Here is a 20,812-nt window from a genome sequence, read left to right as displayed (position 1 = left end):
TGTGGCACCTCACGACCGCTCTATTGCAATCCACCGCGTTACTGGAAGTCGAAGGCACTCAGGCCGGTCACCATCTCGTCGAGGCCGAGCGGACGTGTCACCGGCGGTTCGGCACGCGCCAGACAGCCGACGCGTTCGCAGAGCCGGCAGGCGGGCCCGACAGGCGTCGCCACGACAGTGCCTGGGCCCGACTTCCCGGCAGCCGCGCCGGGCAGTGCCGCGCCATAGACGATGTCGTCGCGAAAGCCGATGTCGCAACCGAGCAGCAGAGCGGTGCGGCGCGGACGCTCGGAGAACGCGCCCTGCGGGCCTTCCAGCGTGCGGGCAATGCACAGAAACTCGGCGCCGTCAGGCATTTCCACCGCCTCGACGAAGACCTGGCCCGGCTGGGTGAAGGCGGCATGCACGGGCAGCTTGGGGCAGCCGCCGCCGAAGCGGCTGTGCGGAAAGCCCTGGCTGCCGGCTCTACGAAAGCGGTTCCCGGCATTGTCGACCTCAAGCATGAAGAAGGGCAGGCCTGGCGTGCCTTGCCGCTGCAGCATGGTGAGCCGGTTCGCCGCCTGTTCGAAGGAGACGCCAAAACGCGAGCGCAGAACGTCGATGTCATAGCGAGCGCGAATGGCGGCCGCGTGAAAGGTCTGGTAGGGCATCATCAGCGCATGCGCGGCATAACGGCCGAGCTCGAAGCGGGCGAGCCTGCGGGCTTCGTCCGTGCTCAGTTTGAGCGCCTGGATTTCGCCGGCGACCGCGACCGTGATGCGGATCAGGCAGGCCTCCATCGCCACTTCCCGCAACTGGTCGAACGGTGACAGCCGCTCGGACAGGAACAGGCGTTGCGAATGGCGATCATAGCGGCGGCGCCAATTGGGCATGGTGGCGACCGGCAGCACCTTGACCACGATGCCGTATTCGCGCTTCAGCCAGGCCTTGAGCGCACCGAACAGGTCGTCACCGGGATCGAGCGCCGCTGTGAACGCCTCGGCCTCCTCCTCGAGCGCGGCGAAATGGTTCGGCCGCCGCTCGAAGGTCTCATGCACCTCGTCGATCGGCAGGCGGGCGCCGGAAAGCGCCGTCGCCCGCCCCTCGCGCGCCAGAAGCTCGTTGAGGTCGGAGAGCCGCTCGGCCTGCTCGCGATAGGCGCGGAATAGTTTTATCACCGCGGCCGAGGCGTTGGGCGCCGCTTCCGCAAGCTCGATCAGTTCCTGGTCTCCAGGCAATTCGCCGACCAGCAGCGGATCGGTGAACACCTCCTTCAAGGCCGCGACCGATCCCCTTGCCTCACCCTGCAGCTCGTGTGGGTCGACCTTGTAGACGGACGCCAGCTTGAGGATAAGCTGCACCGTTAGCGGCCGCTGGTTGCGCTCGATCAGGTTGAGATAGGAGGGCGAGATGCCGAGCCCCTCGGCCATCGCCGTCTGGGTCAGGCCCTTGGCGTTGCGGATGCGGCGGATGCGCGGTCCGGCGAAAATCTTCTGGTCAGCCATCCACATGCCCTTGACATAAATTTACACGATAGCCGCGATGTTCTCAGCCCGCTGCTTTTACAATGTTGACAAATTTACAGCGCGTTCGTGTCAAACACAATACAGATTTTCCCTTATATCCGGCTAAGCTTCCCGATTTTTCTGGCTCATTTTGCGCCGCAATGTAAACTTAGTCACATACCGATGCTGAAGCCAATCGGCATGCGGACAGCGTGCAGCAATCTTTCGGAGTGACCATGACTGATTTTTACAACCTTGTCCCCTCGGCGCCGGAAGGTCGCTTCGACGGCATCGAACGTCCCTATTCGCCGCAGGACGTGAAGCGGCTGCGCGGTTCGGTGCAGATCCGCCAGAGCCTCGCCGAAATGGGAGCCAACCGGCTGTGGAAGCTCATCCATGAGGAAGACTTCGTCAACGCGCTCGGCGCCATGTCGGGCAACCAGGCCATGCAGCAGGTGCGCGCCGGGCTGAAGGCAATCTATCTGTCTGGCTGGCAGGTCGCCGCCGACGCCAACACAGCCTCGGCGATGTATCCCGACCAGTCACTTTATCCGGCCAATGCCGCGCCGGAGCTCGTCAAGCGCATCAACCGCACGCTGCAGCGCGCCGACCAGATCGAAACCTCCGAAGGCAACGGGCTTTCGGTCGAGACCTGGTTCGCGCCTATCGTCGCCGACGCCGAAGCCGGCTTCGGCGGACCGCTCAATGCTTTCGAGATCATGAAGGCGTTCATCGAGGCGGGTGCCGCCGGTGTCCACTATGAGGACCAGCTGGCGTCGGAAAAGAAGTGCGGCCATCTCGGCGGCAAGGTGTTGATCCCGACGGCAGCGCATATCCGCAACCTCAACGCCGCGCGGCTGGCCGCCGACGTGATGGGCACGCCGACGTTGGTCGTGGCGCGCACCGACGCCGAAGCCGCCAAGCTTCTGACTTCCGACATCGACGAGCGCGACCAGCCCTTCGTCGACTATGACGCCGGGCGCACGGTGGAAGGCTTCTACCAGGTCAGGAACGGTATCGAGCCCTGCATCGCGCGGGCCGTCGCCTATGCGCCCCATGCGGACCTGATCTGGTGCGAGACCTCGAAGCCCGACCTGGCACAGGCCAAAAAGTTCGCCGAGGGCGTGCGCAAGCACCATCCGGGCAAGCTGCTGGCCTATAATTGCTCGCCATCGTTCAACTGGAAGAAGAATCTCGACGACGCGACGATCGCCAAGTTCCAGAGGGAGCTCGGCGCCATGGGCTACAAGTTCCAGTTCATCACGCTGGCCGGCTTCCACCAGCTCAACTACGGCATGTTCGAACTGGCGCGCGGCTACAAGGCGAGGCAGATGGCTGCCTATTCCGAACTGCAGGAAGCCGAGTTCGCCGCGGAGGCCAATGGCTACACCGCGACCAAGCACCAGCGCGAGGTCGGCACCGGCTATTTCGATGCGGTGTCGATGGCGATCACCGGCGGCAAGTCGTCGACCACCGCCATGCATGAATCGACCGAGCACGCACAGTTCAAACCGGCCGCGGAATAGCGGATCAGAAAACACCGAGGAAACGCCCTACAGGGCTTCAAGGACAGGAGAAGACCAATGGCATCGATAAGCCGCGTCAAGGAACGGGCGGAAGAGCAATCGACCACGATGAGCGTCGACCAGCAGGCGACGATCCGCATGCTGGCCAACGATCTGCACAGACTCAACCAGTCGGTGATGAAGGCAGTCGAGGCGGGCGTCTCGGTGGAGCTGGTGCGCTCGGCAAGGCACCATGGTGGCGACGGCAATTGGGGCGATCTGCTGATCCCGGTGATCGTGACACAGCAGAGCCATGGCTGATCGGAAATCGTTCGAACCGACCCTTCACCTGCGCACATTGTGCGCAGGTGAATTTTATTTTTACGCAATCAGATTCTGGACAGTTCAGTACAGTACTGTTGCTTGAATTCATTGTTTTCAGGGGCAAACCAGCAGCCTTTTATTTCAACTTGACATGAGCCACGATCTCACGCCAATTGTCTTCAGATTTCAACTCTGCATTGAAATGGGGGCGAACTTGGCCGACTTGGGTGCCCAGTGAATCGTGAGGGCGAGACCACAAAACATCCGAATCAGATTAGCCGGCATTCCAGCGCCGAGACGATCCGCGATCGCTCGCAAGTGCTCGTTGTCGGGAAATCGCCGATCAACCGAGTGGTGGTATCGAAGATTGTCGAGCGTTCCGGGCTCAGACCGATCTCGGAATCGCCCGATACGGCGGCGAGGACCTTGCGGTCCCTCCTGCCCGGCGTGATTGTGCTCGACGGCGGCTCCGACAACAAGGACTGCGACAATCTGATGTCCGGCATCGAAACGCTGCGGCGGACTTCGGGCAAATCGCTTCCTCCCGTGATCCTGCTTTCAACCAAGAATGGCACGCCCGAGAGCCTGGGCCTGTCGAGCGTCGTCGACGTGGTGGTCGCCAAGCCGATCACGCCTGAGCGGCTGCAACCGGTGATCGATCGCCTGATCGGCCGGTAGAGCAATTCCGGAGAAAAGTGCGCAACGGTTTTTCCGTACGGAATTGCGCAAAAACAAAGAGTTGAGGCGGCGATCAGCCCGATTTCCCGATGCTTTCGACCAGTGCGGGCAACAGTCCAAGATCGGCTATCTGACGGAACCGCGGCTCGGCGACGGGCGCCTCGACATGCTCGAGCACCCAGGTCAGTTCGTGCGGCACATGGACACCCCAGCCGCCGGCCTCGATGGCCGGCACCACGTCCGACTTCAGCGAATTGCCGACCATCATGCTCTTTGCGGGACCATCACCGTGGCGGCTGAAGAGGCGCGCATAGGTCGCGGCACTCTTGTCGCTGACGATCTCGACCGCGTCGAACAGATCGCCGAGGCCGGACCCGGCCAGCTTGCGCTCCTGGTCGAAAAGGTCGCCCTTGGTGATCAGCACGAGGCGGAATGTGCCGGCGAGCTTCTCCACCGTCTCGCGCGCGTGCGGCAAGGGCTCGATCGGATGGTTCAGCATCTCACGGCCGGCATCGAGAATTTCCGATATGACCGCAGCCGGCACGCGCCCATCGGTGACCTCGATCGCCGTCTCGATCATCGACAGAGTAAATCCCTTGATGCCGAAACCATAAACGGCAAGGTTGCGCCGTTCGGCCTCGAGCAATCGGGCTGAAATCTGCTTCTCCTCGCCATGATCGGCAAGCATGGCGGCGAAGCGCTTCTCCGTCATGCGGAAGAATTGTTCGTTCTGCCAAAGCGTATCGTCGGCGTCGAAGCCTATGGTGGTTACTTCGCTGCTGGTTCGCATCGCCGACTTCCTGGACTCAAGGACAAGCCGAATCTAAGCCGACCCGAGGGCGATTTTCAACCGCGGCGGCAAATGCCGGCAATGGCTCCCCTTCCCTTCCATCGCTGGCCACGGCTATACTCCGAAATCCGCAACTCTATCTGGTGAATAATGCCGCCTGCAAAAAAGGAAGTCCGTCCGTCGAGCCGCGGAGGACGTGTCCGCGCGCCTGCCTTCGTAAAAAGCCAACGTGGCGTCAAGAACTGGAAGGAAGTCAGCGCCTGGCTTGAATGGCGCGGCATCGAGGATATCGAATGCATTACGCCTGACCAGGCGGGTGTCGCACGCGGCAAGATGATGCCGTCGAAGAAATTCACCTCCAACACCTCGCTGGCCCTGCCTTCGGCCGTCTTCATGACGACGATTTCCGGCGGCTATCCCGAGGACGGCAACGGCTTCCACTATCCCGAGGATGACGGCGACCTCAAACTGATGCCGGACCTGTCGACGCTGACGGTGGTGCCTTGGGAAGAGGATCCGACGGCCGCCGTCATCTGCGACCTCGTGCATCAGGATGGCCGCTCGGTGGAGTTCACGCCGCGCAACGTGCTGAAGCGCGTCATTGCCGCCTATGACAAGCTCGGGCTGAAACCGGTGGTAGCGCCCGAGATCGAATTCTATCTCGTGCGCAAGAATCCGGATCCGGATTATCCACTGACCCCACCTGTCGGCCGTTCGGGGCGCGCGATCGGCGGCGGCGCCGGCTATTCGATCGCCGGCGTCAACGAATTCGACGAACTGATCGACGACATCTACCATTTCTCCGAAGGACAAGGCCTGGAGATCGATACGCTCATCCATGAAGAGGGTGCGGGCCAACTTGAGATCAACCTGCGCCACGGCGATCCCGTCGAGCTTGCCGACCAGGTGTTCATGTTCAAGCGCACCATTCGCGAGGCGGCGCTCAAGCATGAGATCTATGCGACCTTCATGGCCAAGCCGATCCAGGGCCAGCCGGGCTCGGCCATGCATATCCATCAGTCGATCATCGACAAGAAGACGGGCCGGAACATCTTTTCGGCCGAGGACGGCTCGGAAACCGAGGACTTCTTCCATTTCATCGGCGGCATGCAGAAGCATGTGCCGAACGCGCTGGTGATGTTCGCGCCCTATGTCAATTCCTATCGCCGGCTGACACAGGCGGCCTCGGCTCCGGTCAACAACAAATGGGGTTATGACAACCGCACCACGGCGTTCCGCGTACCGCGTTCCGACCCGGCGGCGCGACGCGTTGAAAACCGCATCCCGTCCTCCGACGCCAATCCCTACCTGGCCCTGGCGGCTTCGCTTGCCTGCGGACTGATCGGCATCACCAACAAGATCAAGGCCGAACCGCCGGTGCTGACCACCGCCAATGCCGACGAGATCGACCTGCCGCGCAGCCTGCTCGAAGCCGTCGACCTGTTCGAAGGCGACGAAGAACTCGGCGCGATCCTGGGCAAGTCCTTCGCCGCCACCTACGCCGCGATCAAGCGGGCGGAATTCGAGACCTTCATGGAGGTGATCAGTCCGTGGGAGAGGGAATATCTGCTGCTGAATGTGTGATGGCTGAGTGAATAATGAGTAGTGAGTAGTGAGTAGTGAGTAGTGAGTAGTGAGTAGTGAGTAGTGAGTAGGATCGTCCTCCACCATTTCACTATTCACTACTCACTTACTCACTACTGACTACTGACTACTCACTCATTATTCACTATACCGCTCTACGAACACCCGAGTCTTCACCGTACGATGCCTTACCAATCCCCGATTTCTCCCGGCCGCTCCTGGTATGAGGATACGGCCGGGCCACGGCCTGAATATCCGGCGCTGGACGGTGACCGGACCTGTGACGTGGTCATCATCGGCGGCGGTTTCACTGGTCTGTCGGCGGCGACGCATCTGGCCAAGGCAGGGACCAATGTCGTCCTGATCGAAGCTCACCGCTTCGGCGATGGCGCGTCCGGGCGCAATGGCGGTCAGCTTGGCACTGGGCAGCGCGCCTGGGCCGAGGATCTCGAGGCTGAATACGGCTTGTCCCGCGCCAAGGCGCTGTTCGATCTCGCCGAGGAGGCGAAGGCGCATCTGCTTGAATTCGCCGCCGCCAACCAGATCGAGATCGATTACGTGCCGGGCCAGCTTTCGGTGGCGCACAAGCCGCGCTATGTCGACGACTACAAGGCGCATGCCGAGATCATGGCCAAACGTTTCTCCTACCCGCACATCTCGTTCATGGATGCCAAGGAAACGGCGGAGCGGCTGGGCTCGATCGCCTATTTTGGCGGCACGCGCGATACCGGCACCGGCCATATCCATCCCATGAAGCTGGTGATCGGCACGGCGCGGGTGGCGGCAAAGGCAGGCGCGCGGCTCTTCGAAGGGACATCTTCGACCGGCATCATTTCCGCTGGCGGCAAGGTCAAGGTTTCGACGCCGAGAGGTACGGTGAGCGCTCAGAAATGCCTGATCGCCGTCAATGCTTATGGCGGTACGCTCGAGCCGGTGAGCGCCGCGCACATCATGCCGATCGGGTCGTTCATCGGCGCGACAGTGCCCTTGGGAGCGAATTCAGAAGTTCTGCCAGGCGGCGAGTCGGTCGATGATTCGCGCTTCGTCGTACGCTATTTCCGCAAGTCGGCGGACGGCCGGCTGCTTTTCGGCGGACGCGAGGTTTATGGCGTCAACGACCCAAAAGATATCCACATCCATATCCGCCGTCAGATCGCCGAACTCTATCCGGCGCTGAGTGATGTCGAGATCACCCATGGCTGGGGCGGCTATGTCGGCATCACGATGCCGAGAAAACCGTTTGTGCGCGAAGTGATGCCGAATGTGATCTCGGCCGGCGGCTATTCCGGCCACGGCGTCACGCTGTCGAACTTCTTCGGCAAGCTCTACGCGGAGACCGTCGCCGGCAACCGCGACCGGCTGAAACTGATCGAGGACCTGAAAATTCCGCCATTTCCCGGCGGCCGCCGTTTGCGCGCGCCGCTGCTTTTCCTGGCGCTCAACTGGTTCGCGCTGCGCGACAGGATCTGATGCATGTCGCCCGAAAGCGACCCGCTTTTCGGGCGAACGACATTCACGAAAATAGGGGCTAAAGGGCGTCGACTGAACCCCTTTCGACGCCGTGCGCTTGGGATCGCCACGACCCCGTGCGATCACGATCCCATATAATATTGTAATATCCATGTAATATTTGTTGCCCGGGCGGGACATTGCGGAATTCCCGGCAAAAGCGCAGAATCTCTCATAATGGCGCACTGATGCCACAATCGCGGGCGAAAGGTCCGCATCTGGGCGATTGTTCGGGGATTGTTGCGGGCCTTCCCGCGTTTTTTGGGACCGATGCTGATCAGACGCATGATTTGCGGGATTTGATCGAGAGAACACCGGCCCGCTTATGGAGGTGGCAAGAGTGAAAGAGCCCTTCAGTTTCGGTGCTCCGGAACGTCGGCGCTTTGCCATGCAGTTCGGCTATGACATGCGTCCGTCCTTTTGGCAGGAAGTCCGTTCGAATTCTCATCTGGTGATTGCCGCGATCGGCACCGCCGCGCTGCTTGGCGTGGCTGCGGTCGCGCTCTGGCTGGCATTGCCGGCTAGCGAGCGGCAAGCGGTCGCCAGCACTGAACAGACGATTCCGGCCACCCCCGTGAAAACGACGAAGATCGCCCCATCGGGAACGACAGTGGCCGCGGCAGCGGTGCCGCGGGCGGCGCACAAGGCCAATCAGGTTTCACCGGCCGTGGCTGTCGCCGAGGCCGCCATTCCCGCGCTTGCGGCCAATGACCCTCGCTGGACCGGCTCGCAGGCAAAAACCGTATCGGCTCCCGCCCCGGCTTCCACCGGCCCGACCGCAGGCAAGACCGAGCAGCCGACGGACAAACCAGCCGCCGTGGCGGCGTTTGCTCAACCGTCGGCCGACAACGATGCCGCCACCGAGCTGGCCAAGGTTGCCGCGCCAGCACCGGCGGCAGCCAGCAATCCCGATGGCGCACAGACTGCCGCCATTCCGGAGGTTCAGCCGCAAGTACCGGAACAGCAGCCGGCGGCGGCCGAGGATAATGGCGGCAAGGACAAGGCCAAGCCGCACAAGGCAGCTGCGGCCGGCACCGGGCGAATTCTCCGGCCAGTGACCATGCGCAGCAGTCCGAAGAAGAATGCAGCCGCCATCGTCACGGTGCCCGCCAAGACCTCGGTGCAGGTGATGAGCTGCAAGAAGTGGTGCCAGATCGTCTATAACGGCAAGACCGGCTGGGTCTACAAGAGCTATATCAAGACCGGCGCGTAACGGACTTGCGCATGTGCAGCCGAGGCCGGCCTCAGCTGCCGGGACTACGACGACCTGCCGCCGAACATGCGTCGCAGCCGCTGCCATCTTTTGGCGCGCCTGCGTTGCCTGACATGCTCGCCATGCTGCTCGAAAGGAACTTCGTACAGGCCGCAAGTATCGCAGCCCTCCCGCTTGCCGCAGACGGGAATCCAGCATCTGACATCATGCGTCCAGGCGAGCGCCACGCGCTCCAGGTGAAGGTTTGAAGAGCTTTTGAGGAGAATCAGCTCACCCGGCACCGCCGTGCGCTTGATGTGGTCGGAGACTTCCTTCGCCGTGCGAAGCTCGACAAATCGGCCGCTGTCGCGGTCAGCCTGCCCCGCCCCCGAGCGATGCGCATTGTCACCGGCGTAGATCACCTGATCGGCGATTTCCCGCGCGGTTTGGTAGGCGTAGGCGTATTTCTTGGTCGAGCCGGAATAATCCGAAATCTGGCCAAGCACGATGCGTTTTCGGCCAGCACTCGCCTTGGCCATCACATCCAAGGCAAGATCGATCGAATGCCAGGGTGCCTTGGCGGCATCGACAACGAATTGCGGACCGCCTTCGGTGACAAGCACTGCACAGCGATTTGCCAATGGCTGGAAAGTCGCCATCTGGGTGGCAATCTTGTCCGGCGGAACACCGAGTTCGAGCGCCGTCGCCACGGCAGCAGCGGTCGGCAACCAGAAGTGCTCGGCTGGAAATGGCGTTTGAAGCTCAAGTACGCCTCCGCGCCAATGGATCGAAAGCGTCAGCCGATCCGGATAGGCGGCGTGAATGTCTGTCACACGATAATCGGCCAGTTGCGACCTGCCGAAGGTGACGACACGGCATCTGGCGCCTTCAGCCATGCCGGCCACCAGGGGGTCGTCGGCATTGAGGACGGCAAGGCCGTCCGGCCGCAACGCCTCGACCAATGCACGTTTTTCGACGGCAATGTTTTCCAGGGTCCTGAAACTGGCAAAATGCTCAAGGCGAACCATGGTGACGATAGCCACATGCGGCTGCAGCATTTCCGCCATTGGCCGGATCGTATCGATGCCAAAGGCCCCAGCTTCGAAAACGACATAATCGACCTCGCCCGCTCGCTTCATGCGCTTGTAGAGCGTGCTGACCAGCGACTTGATGGTGTTGGCGAAAACTCGCGCATAGGTCGGCCCATGGGCGGCCAATATATGCCCAAGCAGCGCCGTGACGGTCGATTTTCCCGAACTGCCGGTAACGCCGATGAAGGTCGCCTTGCTTTTCGCGCGGGCGCGCCTCGCCCTGTAGGCCCTGACGCGCTGCCGCAGGTTTTCGCGAACTTTCCGCAATCTCGCGTTCATCGCACCGGCCCCTGGCCTCGGAAAGAACTCTAGGCCGCGGGAACCTCAAGTCAAATCGAGGCCGGTTGCGGTCAAATCGACGATTGCCATTGCCTGGCTTGTCGAAGATGCGCTTCAGATGCAGCGGCCGCCATCGACCTCCAGCGCCACGCCGGTGATGAAAGCGGCTTCGTCCGATGCCAGCCACAGTGCCGCATTGGCGATATCGAGCGGCGTCGACAGCCGGCCGAGCGGAATCGAGGCGCGGAATGTCTCGCGGATTTCGGGCGTATCGACGCCCATGAACTTCTCCAGCATGCCCGTCTCGCCGGCGACCGGGCAGAGGCAGTTGACGCGGATGTTCTTCGGCGCGAGTTCCACAGCCATCGACTTGGTGGCGGTGATGGCCCAACCCTTCGAGGCATTGTACCAGGTGAGACCGGGCCGTGGCCGCAGCCCCGCGGTGGAGGCCGTGGTCAGGATGACGCCGCCACCTTGCCGCTCCATGATCGGCACCACCGCAAGGGCGGCATGGTAGATCGCCTTCATGTTGACGGCCGTGATCAGGTCGAAGGTTTCCTCGTCAACCTTGAGCATGTCGCTATTGCGATGCGTGAATCCGGCATTGTTGACCATGATATCGATACGGCCGAAGGCGCTTTTGGCGGCATAGACCATCTCGTCGAATTCAGAGCGCAGCGAAACGTCGGTCTGCGTCCAGATCGCCGCCTCGCCGATCTCGCCGGCGACGCGCTCCGCCCCCTTGGCGTTGAGATCGGCGACAACGACCCTGGCGCCCTCCTCGGCAAAGCGCCTGGCCATGCCTTCGCCAAAGCCCGAGGCCGCACCGGTGATGACGGCAACCTTGTTTTCCAGACGCATGCTTTTCCCGCTCATTGATATCCTCGAGATCATTCCACAGCTTGCACAACAGGCTGACGGCGATGCGGTCCACACCGCGAGATTTCCCCCTTAGCTTTCGTCACATTCACGTTCTATGCTGCAACTGCGAAAGCTTCTGGAGTCTTCGTTCACCGACAAGCCTCCGGCTGTCGCCAGTGTCAAGCGCACATGTGGACCCACGCATTATCCAGCGATCGGTCCTTGATGTGACACCATGGCACTGGAAAATTTAAATCGATTAGAATATATCAGCCGCATACTCGCGAGCGGCGTCAAAGCGGACAGACCATGACCAGCCAGATCATCCCCGTCGACCCTTTCGACTTCATCATCTTCGGCGGTACCGGCGACCTGTCGGAGCGCAAGCTTCTGCCGTCGCTCTACTATCGCCAGCGCGACCATCAATTCTCCGAGCCGACGCGCATCATCGGCACGTCGCGCTCGAAGATGAGCGACGAGGAATTCCGGGCCTTTGCCAAGCAGGCGATCTCGGACCATGTGAAGCCAGCAGACATCGACCCGAAGGAACTGGCAACATTCCTGGCGAGGCTAACCTACGTCGCGGCGGACGCGACCACCGGCGCCGGCTTCGACAAGTTGAAGAAGGCGATCGGCGACAGCGACTGCATACGCGCCTTCTATCTGGCCGTGGCGCCGGCGCTGTTCGGCGATATCTCGCACCAGCTCAAGGAGCATAAGCTGATCACGCCGAACTCGCGCATCGTGCTGGAGAAGCCGATCGGCCGCGACCTTGCCTCGGCGCGCGCGCTCAACGACGCCGTGGGCGACGATTTCCACGAAAGCCAGATCTTCCGCATCGATCACTACCTGGGCAAGGAGACGGTGCAGAACCTGATGGCGCTGCGCTTTGCCAATGCGCTGTACGAGCCTTTGTGGAATTCCGCCCAAATCGACCATGTACAGATCACCGTCGCCGAGACCGTGGGCCTGGAAGATCGCGTCACCTACTACGACAAGGCCGGCGCGCTGCGCGACATGGTGCAGAACCACATGCTGCAGCTCCTGTGCCTGGTTGCCATGGAAACGCCGTCCTCGATGGACGCGGACGCCGTGCGCGACGAGAAGCTGAAGGTGCTGAGGGCGCTGAAGCGCATCAACGGCAACGAGGCGCCGAAACACACGGTACGCGGCCAGTATCGCGCCGGCGCGTCCGCCGGCGGTCCGGTCAAAGGATATGTCGAGGAACTCGGCAAGGACAGCAACACCGAGACCTTCGTCGCCATCAGGGCCGAAATCGGCAACTGGCGCTGGGCCGGCGTTCCCTTCTATCTCAGGACCGGCAAGCGGCTGGCGACCCGCGTCTCGGAAATCGTCATCGAGTTCAAGCCGATCCCCTATTCGATCTTCGGCGACAGTGCCGGCCCCATCTTCGCCAACCAGCTGGTCATCCGGCTGCAGCCGGACGAAGGCGTCAAGCAGTTCATCATGATCAAGGATCCGGGTCCGGGCGGCATGCGGCTGCGCCAGATCTCGCTCGACATGAGCTTTGCGCAATCCTTCGACGGCCGCGCGCCCGACGCCTATGAGCGGCTGATCATGGATGTCATCCGTGGCAACCAGACGCTGTTCATGCGCCGCGACGAGGTCGAGGCGGCGTGGAAATGGATCGACCCGATCCAGAACGCCTGGGAAAGCGCCAGGCAGGAAGCACAGGGCTATACGGCAGGCACCTGGGGGCCATCGGCCTCGATAGCACTGATCGAACGCGACGGGCGGACATGGCACGAGAGCAATTGAACAGCACCAGCTACAACTGGAACGCCTTTCCCGACCGCCCGGCACTGGCCGCGGCGCTGGCCGGTCGCGTTGCCGACCACCTGACCAAGGCGATGGCCGAGCGCGGCACGGCATTGCTGGCTGTCTCCGGCGGTGCGACGCCGGCGAAATTCTTCGCCGCACTTTCGGCGGCGCCGATCGCCTGGGACAAGGTGATCGTGACGCTGGTCGACGAGCGCTTCGTGCCGGCCTCCTCGCCCCGCTCCAATGCCGGGCTGGTGGCCGCCAATCTGTTGCAGAACGCGGCCAAAGCGGCGCGTTTCGTGCCGCTCTATCATGAGGCCGCCGGCATCGAGGCTGCGGCGGCATCCGACGATGCGGCATTGCGCTCCCTGCCCTGGCCGCTCGATGTCGTGGTGCTCGGCATGGGGCCGGACGGCCACACCGCCTCGTTCTTTCCCGATGCCGACGGTCTGCCGAGGTTGCTCGATCCGGCATCCGACCGGATCATCCTGCCGGTTCACGCGGCAAGTGCCGGCGAGCCACGACTGACGCTCTCGCTGGCGCGCATCATCGACGCCGGTTTCATCGCGCTGCACATAGAAGGCGAGGATAAGCGCACCGCTTTCGACGGCGCTGTCGCGCCCGGGCCGCGAAAGCCGATCCGAGCCGTACTCGACGCCGCTCCCAGACCCGTAGAGGTTTTCTGGGCGCCCTGATTTCACGTTTACTGTGGTTCCGGCAACCGCGGGAGGATGTTTCCGGGACCTCGTCTGAAAGGACCGACCGACATGACCGCAAGACGCGACATCGAAGCCATCACGGAACGCATCCGCCAACGTTCGAAGGCGGCCCGCGAGGCCTATCTCGGCCGTATCGCCAGCGCATCGAACCAGACCGCCAACCGGTCGGTGCTGTCCTGCGGCAACCTTGCCCATGGCTTTGCGGTCTGCAGCCCTTCGGAAAAGCTGGCGCTCGGCGCCGACAAGGTGCCCAATCTCGGCATCATCACCTCCTACAACGACATGCTGTCGGCGCATCAGCCCTTCGAGACCTACCCGGCCCTGATCAAGGAGGCCGCGCGCGAGGCCGGCGGCATCGCCCAGGTGGCCGGCGGCGTGCCGGCAATGTGCGATGGTGTCACACAAGGCCAGCCCGGCATGGAGTTGTCGCTGTTTTCGCGCGACGTGATTGCCATGGCCGCCGCGATCGGCCTGTCGCACAACATGTTCGACGCCGCCGTCTATCTCGGCGTCTGTGACAAGATCGTGCCCGGACTGGTTATCGCGGCGCTGACCTTCGGCCATTTGCCGGCGGTTTTCATTCCGGCGGGGCCGATGACGACCGGCCTGCCCAATGACGAGAAAGCCAAGGTCCGCCAGCTCTATGCCGAAGGCAAGGTCGGACGGCCCGAACTGCTCGAGGCGGAGTCCAAATCCTATCATGGGCCGGGCACCTGCACTTTCTACGGGACGGCGAATTCCAACCAGATGCTGATGGAGATCATGGGCCTGCACACGCCCGGCGCCTCCTTCGTCAATCCCGGCACGCCGTTGCGCGAAGCCTTGACCCGCGAGGCGACGAAGCGGGCGCTGGCGATCACCGCGCTCGGCAATGCGTATACGCCGGTCGGGCGCATGATCGACGAGCGTTCGATCGTCAACGGCGTCGTCGGCCTGCACGCCACCGGCGGCTCGACCAACCACACCATCCACCTGATCGCCATGGCGGCGGCGGCCGGCATCGCGCTGACCTGGCAGGATATTTCAGACCTCTCGGAAGCAGTGCCGCTCCTGGCGCGCGTCTATCCGAACGGCCTTGCCGACGTGAACCATTTCCACGCCGCCGGTGGCCTCGGCTTCCTGATCCGGGAATTGCTCGACGAGGGCGTGCTGCACGAGGACGTGCAGACGGTGTGGGGCGAAGGTTTGCGGCCCTATGCGGTCGAGGCAAAGCTCGGTGCCGAGGGCAGCGTGGTGCGTGAAGCCGCGCCGCGCGCCAGCGGCGATGAAAAGGTGCTGGCGCCGTTCAACAAGGCGTTCCAGCCGACGGGCGGCCTGAAGGTGCTTTCGGGCAATCTCGGCCACGCCGTGATCAAGACCTCCGCGGTCAAACCGGAACGGCGCATCATCGAGGCGCCGGCCAAGGTGTTCGACAGCCAGCAGGGCCTGAACGACGCCTTCAAGGCTGGCACGCTGACCGGCGATTTCATTGCCGTCATCCGCTTCCAGGGGCCGAAGGCCAACGGCATGCCGGAACTGCACAAGCTGACCACCGTGCTCGGCATCTTGCAGGATCGCGGCCAGCGCGTCGCGCTGGTGACCGACGGACGGATGTCTGGCGCTTCCGGCAAGGTGCCGGCGGCGATCCATGTGACGCCGGAGGCGGTCGAGGACGGGCCGATCGCCAGGATCCATGACGGCGACATCATCCGCCTCGACGCCGATGCCGGAACGCTGGAGGTGCTGGTGCCGGGGACGGAATTCGCGCTGCGCCGCGCCGCCGAAGCCGACCTCATCGGCAACGAGTTCGGTTTCGGGCGCGAGCTTTTCACCGGCTTGCGGCAGCTGGTGGGCCGCGCCGACCACGGCGCCAGCGCGTTCGGGACCGCCTGAGTTCATACGCAAAAGGGCGGCTCGAAGCCGTCCTTTTTACGACCAGCGGAAAACGGCATCACGGCTGGACCGTGATCTCGGCGCGTTCGCCGGCTTTCACCGTCACCGGCATTTCCTTGTCGTGGCCTTCGTCGGACATGTGACGGACAACCACATAGTCGCCGGCCGGAACGGTCTGCTGCCAGGTGTCGCCATAACTCAGGCCGAGTGACTTGCGCTTGCCCTCGATATCCTTTTTCGGCGACAGCACCTCGATCGAATAGGCACCGGGGGCGGTCATGGCCAGCACACCCGCATCGAGCGTCACCTTCACGTCCTGATTGTCGCCGGCCTTGATGCTGAAGGGCTGCTCGACGACGGCAAGATCAAGCGTGCTGACCGCCACATAGTCATCGGGCGGCAGCCAGAACTTGCTGTCGGGGCCATAGGAATGTTCGACGCTGTCGCGGCTGCCATCGATCTTCTTCTTCGCCTTGACGATCTCGAAGCCGATGCCCGAATTGTCGGCCTTATCGCCGCCCGATGTGTAGTAGGCATTGAGGACGGCATGGCCGACGCCGACCACGACATCCTTTTCAATTGTCTGCCCGGCGGCCAGCTGAATGGTCTCCGTCAGCGAGCCGCTGCCAATCTGAACCGTGACCTTCTGTTCACCCGCCGGGACAACGACCTTTGAGTCGCCATAGTGGGTGGTGCTGCCGCCCGGATAGGCAAAATCCAGACGGGCTTGGCTGCTGATATCGGCGCCTTGATAGGCCTTGGGATGAATGAGCACGGTGCCCGCGTTCAAGGTGAAGAGCGGCTTGTAGACCTGGCCGGCCTCGATCTTGATCTTCTGCTCCACCTTGGCTTCGTCATCACGCGCCATGACAACATAGTCACCGGGGTCGAGATTGCCGTTGTAGTTGCCGTATTCGGTGGTGACGGAATCGCCGCGTGAACCGTCCGACTTCGTCTTGTAGATCTCCCAGGCATTGCCGTCGGTGATCGGCTCGCCACCTTCGGCCATCACCACGCTCGGCTGAAAATTGAACTCGGATTTCGCGGGTGCCGGCGCGGGTGCCGGGGCGGGAGCTGGCGCTGGTTCAGCCGCGGGTGCCGGCGCCGGTGCAGCGACGGTTTGGATCAAGGCTTCCTGCAGCGCCTTCTCGTCGGAGGCCTGGATGTACTTGCCGCCGGTGTTGTCGGCGAGGCAAGCGATCTGCTTGCCTTCGTCAGCGGTCAGGCCGAAGCCGACGACATCGGCGGTGAAATCGACGCCGGATGCCTTCAACTCCTTGCCGAGCGCGCAGGGGTCGCCGCCGCAAGTCTCGAGCCCATCGGTGATGAGGACGACGGTCGCCTTGTCCTCGGTGTATTTCAGCGCTTCGGCCGCTTGCTTGACGGCTGCCGTCAATGGCGTCTTGCCGAGGAATTTCAGACTGTCGGCGGCGTCGGTGATGGCGCTTGCCGAGCCAGGCTGGGGCGGCACGATCAACTGGATGTCCTCGCAGCTGCCTTTCTCGCGATGGCCATAGGCCATCAAACCAATTTCTTCGTCGGCGGGAACCGATTGAAGCACGGTCCTCAGCGATTCACGGGCGATTTCGAGCTTGGGCTTGCCGCCGATCTGCGCCCACATCGAGCCTGAAGCATCCAGGATGATGATGACGCGGTTGGCAGCGACGCCGGCCGCCGTCATGAAAAACAGGAGGACCGCCGCAGCGACGCCCCGCGCAAGTACCGTCATCGAAATCTCCTGAGTTAGCCCTCGTCCGCACTGGGAAGCTATTGGACGCCACGTCCGGACACAAGCCCGGCACGCGCCAAGTCGCTCATGCGCCCGGCGCCGGGTGGGGCATCGCCGCGAAGCGGCTCAGTAGGTGGTGCGGCGCTCTTCGGAAGGCGGCCGGCCAAACTGCAGCCGGTAGCTCTGGGCAAAATAGGAATGCGAGGTGAAGCCGGTGGCGATCGCCACATCAAGGATCGGCATGTTGGTCTGGCGCAGCAATTCGCGCGCCCGCTCCAGCCGCAACCGCATGTAGTAGCGGCCCGGCGTGACATTGAGATGGCGCAGGAACAGGCGCTCCACCTGGCGCACGGAAAGGCCGGCCGACTTGGCAAGCTGCACCGCCGAGAGCGGCTCGTCGAGGTGATCGGCCATCAGTTCGACGATGCGCCGCAGCTTCTCCGACTTGCCGGTCAGATCGCGCTCGGGCCCGACGCGCTGGCGGTCGCCAGCCGAGCGGATGCGCTCATGCTGGAACTGGTTGGCGACGCCATTGGCGAGGTTCGAGCCGAAATCGCCGCGCACGATCTCCAGCATCAGGTCGATCGAGGTGGTGCCGCCGGCACAGGTGTAGCGCTTGCGGTCGATCTCGAAGACATTGCCGGTGCAGTTGATATCGGGGAAACGCTCCATGAAGCCGGCGCGGTTTTCCCAATGGATGGTGCAGCGGTAACCGTCGAGCTGGCCGGCCTCGGCCAGGAGGTAGGATCCGACCGACAGCGCGCCAAGCGCATTGCCACGCCGGCCCCAACTGCGCAACGCCGCCAGAACCTTGCTCTTGCCGGGGAATTCCGTCGTCAGGCCGACCGAGACGAAGAGGATGTCGACGGGCGGCAGGTCGGCGACGCTGTAGTCGATCTTCAGCGGCAGGCCGTTGGACGCCATCACCGGATCGCCATCGGCCGACACCGTGGTCCAGCCATAGAAATCGCGGCCAAGCAGACGGTTCGCCGAGCGGAACGTGTCGATCGCGGCGGCCAGCGAGAACATGGAAAACTTGTCGACCAGCAGGAACGCGAACTGCCGGCCGCCCTGAACGGGATCAGTCGTGACCGGCCGTTCCGGAGAAATGTTGGGGTTCGGCAAAGCTGCGGCTTTCAGGGTCAACCCGGGCTCAGAAGGAGGGCCGTTTCAACCCGGCCGCAAGGTAGGCCGAAGCTAACGTATTGGCCATCAGCATGGCAATGGTCATCGGCCCGACACCGCCGGGCACCGGCGTGATGGCGCCTGCCGCCTTGGCCGCTTCGGCATAGGCGACGTCGCCGACCAGGCGCGACTTGCCCTCGCCCTTCTCGGGCGCGGGGATGCGGTTGATGCCGACATCGATGACGGTGGCGCCTTGCTTCACCCAATCCCCCTTGATCATCTCCGGGCGACCGACGGCGGCAACGAGGATGTCGGCCGTGCGGGCAAGCGCCGGCAGGTCCTTGGTGCGACTATGGGCGATAGTGACAGTGCAGTTGGCGGCGAGCAGCAGATTGGCCATCGGCTTGCCGACGATGTTGGAGCGGCCGACAACGACGGCGTTGAGGCCGGACAGATCCTTGCCGCGCACGCGCTCGATCAGGAGCATCGAGCCCGCGGGCGTGCAGGGAACGAAGGCCGTGTCGAGTTCGCCGGTGCCAAGCTTGCCGACATTGATGAAATGGAAGCCGTCAACGTCCTTCTGGGGCGCGATGGCCTGGATGATCTTGCCGGCGTCGATATGGGCAGGCAGCGGAAGCTGCACCAGGATGCCGTTGACGGCCGGATCGGCGTTGAGCTCGCCGATGATCTCAAGCAGGGCTTCCTGCGACGTGTCGACCGGCAGCGTGTGTTGCAGCGAATGAAAACCGCATTCCTTCGCGGTACGGGATTTGGAGGCGACATACACCTGGCTCGCCGGATCCTCGCCGACGATGACCACGGCGAGACCTGGCTTGGCGTTGCCCTTGGCGACCAGCTCGGCGGTCAGGGTCTTCACCGTCCGCACCACGTCTTCGGCAACGCTTTTTCCGTCGATCACATCAGCCATGAAGCACCCTCAACACCGTTTTACCCAACGCGCGTTCACAAAACACAATGCGCGCCGGCACCATGCAGCGCGGCATTGTCACGAAAATTCCTGCACGCAATCCCGTCAAAGCGCCGTCCCATGCCGTTTACGCGAAATCGGGATGGTTTTGTTCGGCCTCGGCAACCTATCTTGTGGCTCAGAAGTAGCGGCGGCGGGCGCGGCTCTCGGCGAGTTCGCGGACCGCATCGCGGAACTCCCGCAGGCTGGCGCGAATTTCGTCGATCGGCGCCTGTTCGGCACCTTCCTCGACTTGCGAGGGTTCCACCGGCGGCTGCACCGGGTAGGCCGATGGTTGCGGCGATGCGGGGGGCTGCGGTGGATACGGTATGTGCCCGGCATAGGGCGCCGCCATAGCCTGAGTGTAGGGGTAGCCTGCCGGCGATGGCGCCTGCCACGGCCGCATCCGCGGATACCCCGCCTGCTGTGCATGGGGATAGGGCGGCGGAGCCGGATAGACCGGCAGCGGCAGCAGGGGTGACCGCGACGGCGGCCCCATCGGCCTGGAATAAGTCGTATCGAAGCCCGGGGGGAAAGACGGCCGCGGATAGTCCGACACCACTGGCCGAGGCATGAAGACCGAATCCAGATTCGGATGGCCGGAGGGCATGGCGGCATCCGCCGCCCGAGCGTTTTCACCAAAAGCGGCTAACGCGCTGGAAATGCCGTCGTCAGCCTCGTCGGATGGCTTGCGGGACATGGCATTGCGCAGCCTCGCCATCAGCGCACGGCCGACACCGGAGGCAAAACCCAGGAGCCGGCCCGCAAGCGCCATCACGGCCCGTGACGGGCCTTTCGCCTCGAGCGGCGCGAAGGCCTTGGAGATCACATTCATGTTGGCGGTGTTGATGTCTTTCTGTTCGCCGGGTTCCTTGGCGCGCAGCAGGAACTGTTCATAGACGGTGCGCTTGGCGGCGGCCTCACGCTCCAGTTCGCGCATCGACACGAGGTCGTCGTGCTGTGCAGTCGCTCTCGGCTGTCCGTCCCGCCGGAGCCGCTCTGTTTCGAGGGCCGACAGTGTCGGGTCCGTCCGCGTCTCCCGCCGTGAACGGGCCAGGCGATGGCGCGTGGCGGCGTCTTCGCGCCATGCCGGATCCGCCCGGTCCCCTATCGAGACCAGGGACGCGTCCTTGCCGTCCTCACCGCGTATGGCCTGGCCGAGCGCCAGCAATGAACGCTCGCGCCTCCAGTCTTCACGGTTTTCCCTGTCGACCATTTCTTGGAGCTTCACTCTTTGGCCGCCTGGCAGCGGCGGTCGGCCATTCGTTAAGCCACGCTAAACAAGCATAGGAAACAAAAGGTTAACTTTGGCAGGCCGGTG

General features: G+C 63.1%; 17 protein-coding genes. 9 read left to right on the top strand and 8 right to left on the bottom strand.

Going from position 1 to position 20,812, the window contains the following annotated elements:
* Positions 1-38: 38 nt before the first annotated feature.
* Positions 39-1,484 (bottom strand): XRE family transcriptional regulator, encoded by a 1,446-nt coding sequence (locus tag FJ958_RS19405; RefSeq protein WP_140744794.1) that lies wholly within the window; start codon positions 1,482-1,484, stop codon positions 39-41.
* Positions 1,485-1,720: 236 nt separating this feature from the next.
* Here FJ958_RS19405 and aceA point away from each other — a divergent pair, with 236 nt between their 5' ends.
* From aceA to FJ958_RS19390, 3 genes are all read left to right on the top strand, one after another.
* Positions 1,721-3,010: an isocitrate lyase gene (gene aceA, locus FJ958_RS19400; protein ID WP_140744793.1), complete on the top strand. Its 1,290-nt coding sequence runs from the start codon at positions 1,721-1,723 to the stop codon at positions 3,008-3,010.
* Between the two features lie 57 nt (positions 3,011-3,067).
* Positions 3,068-3,310, top strand: coding sequence for a hypothetical protein (locus FJ958_RS19395; protein ID WP_006202762.1), 243 nt, complete (start codon positions 3,068-3,070; stop codon positions 3,308-3,310).
* Positions 3,311-3,586: 276 nt separating this feature from the next.
* The gene (locus tag FJ958_RS19390) at positions 3,587-3,991 is read left to right on the top strand and encodes a response regulator (protein WP_246679666.1); all 405 of its coding nucleotides are present in this window, start codon (positions 3,587-3,589) and stop codon (positions 3,989-3,991) included.
* Between the two features lie 73 nt (positions 3,992-4,064).
* On the opposite strand, the gene FJ958_RS19385 is transcribed toward FJ958_RS19390, so the two are convergent.
* Positions 4,065-4,781: an HAD family hydrolase gene (locus FJ958_RS19385; RefSeq protein ID WP_140744791.1), complete on the bottom strand. Its 717-nt coding sequence runs from the start codon at positions 4,779-4,781 to the stop codon at positions 4,065-4,067.
* A gap of 150 nt (positions 4,782-4,931) precedes the next feature.
* Here FJ958_RS19385 and FJ958_RS19380 point away from each other — a divergent pair, with 150 nt between their 5' ends.
* From FJ958_RS19380 to FJ958_RS19370, 3 genes are all read left to right on the top strand, one after another.
* A complete protein-coding gene (locus tag FJ958_RS19380) occupies positions 4,932-6,365 on the top strand; it encodes a glutamine synthetase family protein (RefSeq protein ID WP_140744790.1) in 1,434 nt (477 codons plus the stop codon).
* A gap of 183 nt (positions 6,366-6,548) precedes the next feature.
* Complete coding sequence (locus tag FJ958_RS19375) at positions 6,549-7,835, top strand: FAD-binding oxidoreductase (RefSeq protein ID WP_140744789.1); 1,287 nt, start codon at positions 6,549-6,551, stop codon at positions 7,833-7,835.
* Positions 7,836-8,214: 379 nt separating this feature from the next.
* The gene (locus tag FJ958_RS19370; protein WP_181176441.1) at positions 8,215-9,087 is read left to right on the top strand and encodes an SH3 domain-containing protein; all 873 of its coding nucleotides are present in this window, start codon (positions 8,215-8,217) and stop codon (positions 9,085-9,087) included.
* A 44-nt stretch (positions 9,088-9,131) separates the two neighbouring features.
* Here the strand turns inward: FJ958_RS19370 and FJ958_RS19365 are convergent, their stop codons facing one another.
* Together FJ958_RS19365 and FJ958_RS19360 are read right to left on the bottom strand one after the other, a co-directional pair.
* On the bottom strand, positions 9,132-10,436 hold the full coding sequence (locus tag FJ958_RS19365; RefSeq protein WP_140744787.1) for a Mur ligase family protein: 1,305 nt from the start codon (positions 10,434-10,436) through the stop codon (positions 9,132-9,134).
* A 114-nt stretch (positions 10,437-10,550) separates the two neighbouring features.
* Entirely contained in the window at positions 10,551-11,297 is a 747-nt protein-coding gene (locus FJ958_RS19360; protein ID WP_140744857.1) for an SDR family oxidoreductase, read from the bottom strand.
* 309 nt (positions 11,298-11,606) lie between these two features.
* Between FJ958_RS19360 and zwf the strand changes: the two genes are divergently transcribed.
* From zwf to edd, 3 genes are all read left to right on the top strand, one after another.
* Positions 11,607-13,076 carry a glucose-6-phosphate dehydrogenase gene (gene zwf, locus FJ958_RS19355; RefSeq protein WP_140744786.1) on the top strand — a complete coding sequence of 490 codons (1,470 nt, stop codon included), beginning with the start codon at positions 11,607-11,609 and terminating at the stop codon, positions 13,074-13,076.
* Positions 13,058-13,774: a 6-phosphogluconolactonase gene (pgl, locus tag FJ958_RS19350; protein WP_140744785.1), complete on the top strand. Its 717-nt coding sequence runs from the start codon at positions 13,058-13,060 to the stop codon at positions 13,772-13,774. Before zwf ends, pgl begins: the two co-directional genes overlap by 19 nt.
* Before the next feature lie 72 nt (positions 13,775-13,846).
* Positions 13,847-15,670, top strand: coding sequence for a phosphogluconate dehydratase (gene edd, locus FJ958_RS19345; RefSeq protein ID WP_140744784.1), 1,824 nt, complete (start codon positions 13,847-13,849; stop codon positions 15,668-15,670).
* 58 nt (positions 15,671-15,728) lie between these two features.
* Here edd and FJ958_RS19340 read toward each other — a convergent pair whose 3' ends face one another.
* From FJ958_RS19340 to FJ958_RS19325, 4 genes are all read right to left on the bottom strand, one after another.
* Positions 15,729-17,399 carry a VWA domain-containing protein gene (locus FJ958_RS19340; protein ID WP_140744783.1) on the bottom strand — a complete coding sequence of 557 codons (1,671 nt, stop codon included), beginning with the start codon at positions 17,397-17,399 and terminating at the stop codon, positions 15,729-15,731.
* Positions 17,400-17,525: 126 nt separating this feature from the next.
* Positions 17,526-18,524, bottom strand: a complete 999-nt coding sequence (locus tag FJ958_RS19335) for a GlxA family transcriptional regulator (RefSeq protein WP_140744856.1) — start codon at positions 18,522-18,524, stop codon at positions 17,526-17,528.
* 28 nt (positions 18,525-18,552) lie between these two features.
* Positions 18,553-19,452: a bifunctional methylenetetrahydrofolate dehydrogenase/methenyltetrahydrofolate cyclohydrolase FolD gene (gene folD / locus FJ958_RS19330; protein WP_140744782.1), complete on the bottom strand. Its 900-nt coding sequence runs from the start codon at positions 19,450-19,452 to the stop codon at positions 18,553-18,555.
* Positions 19,453-19,630: 178 nt separating this feature from the next.
* On the bottom strand, positions 19,631-20,722 hold the full coding sequence (locus tag FJ958_RS19325; RefSeq protein ID WP_246679658.1) for a hypothetical protein: 1,092 nt from the start codon (positions 20,720-20,722) through the stop codon (positions 19,631-19,633).
* Positions 20,723-20,812 lie beyond the last annotated feature (90 nt).

This window comes from Mesorhizobium sp. B2-3-5 (assembly GCF_006442395.1).
In the GTDB taxonomy this organism is placed as follows: Bacteria; Pseudomonadota; Alphaproteobacteria; order Rhizobiales; family Rhizobiaceae; genus Mesorhizobium.
The sequence above is the reverse complement of the archived record's forward strand: the minus strand, read 5'-3'. Positions and strand labels throughout refer to the sequence as shown.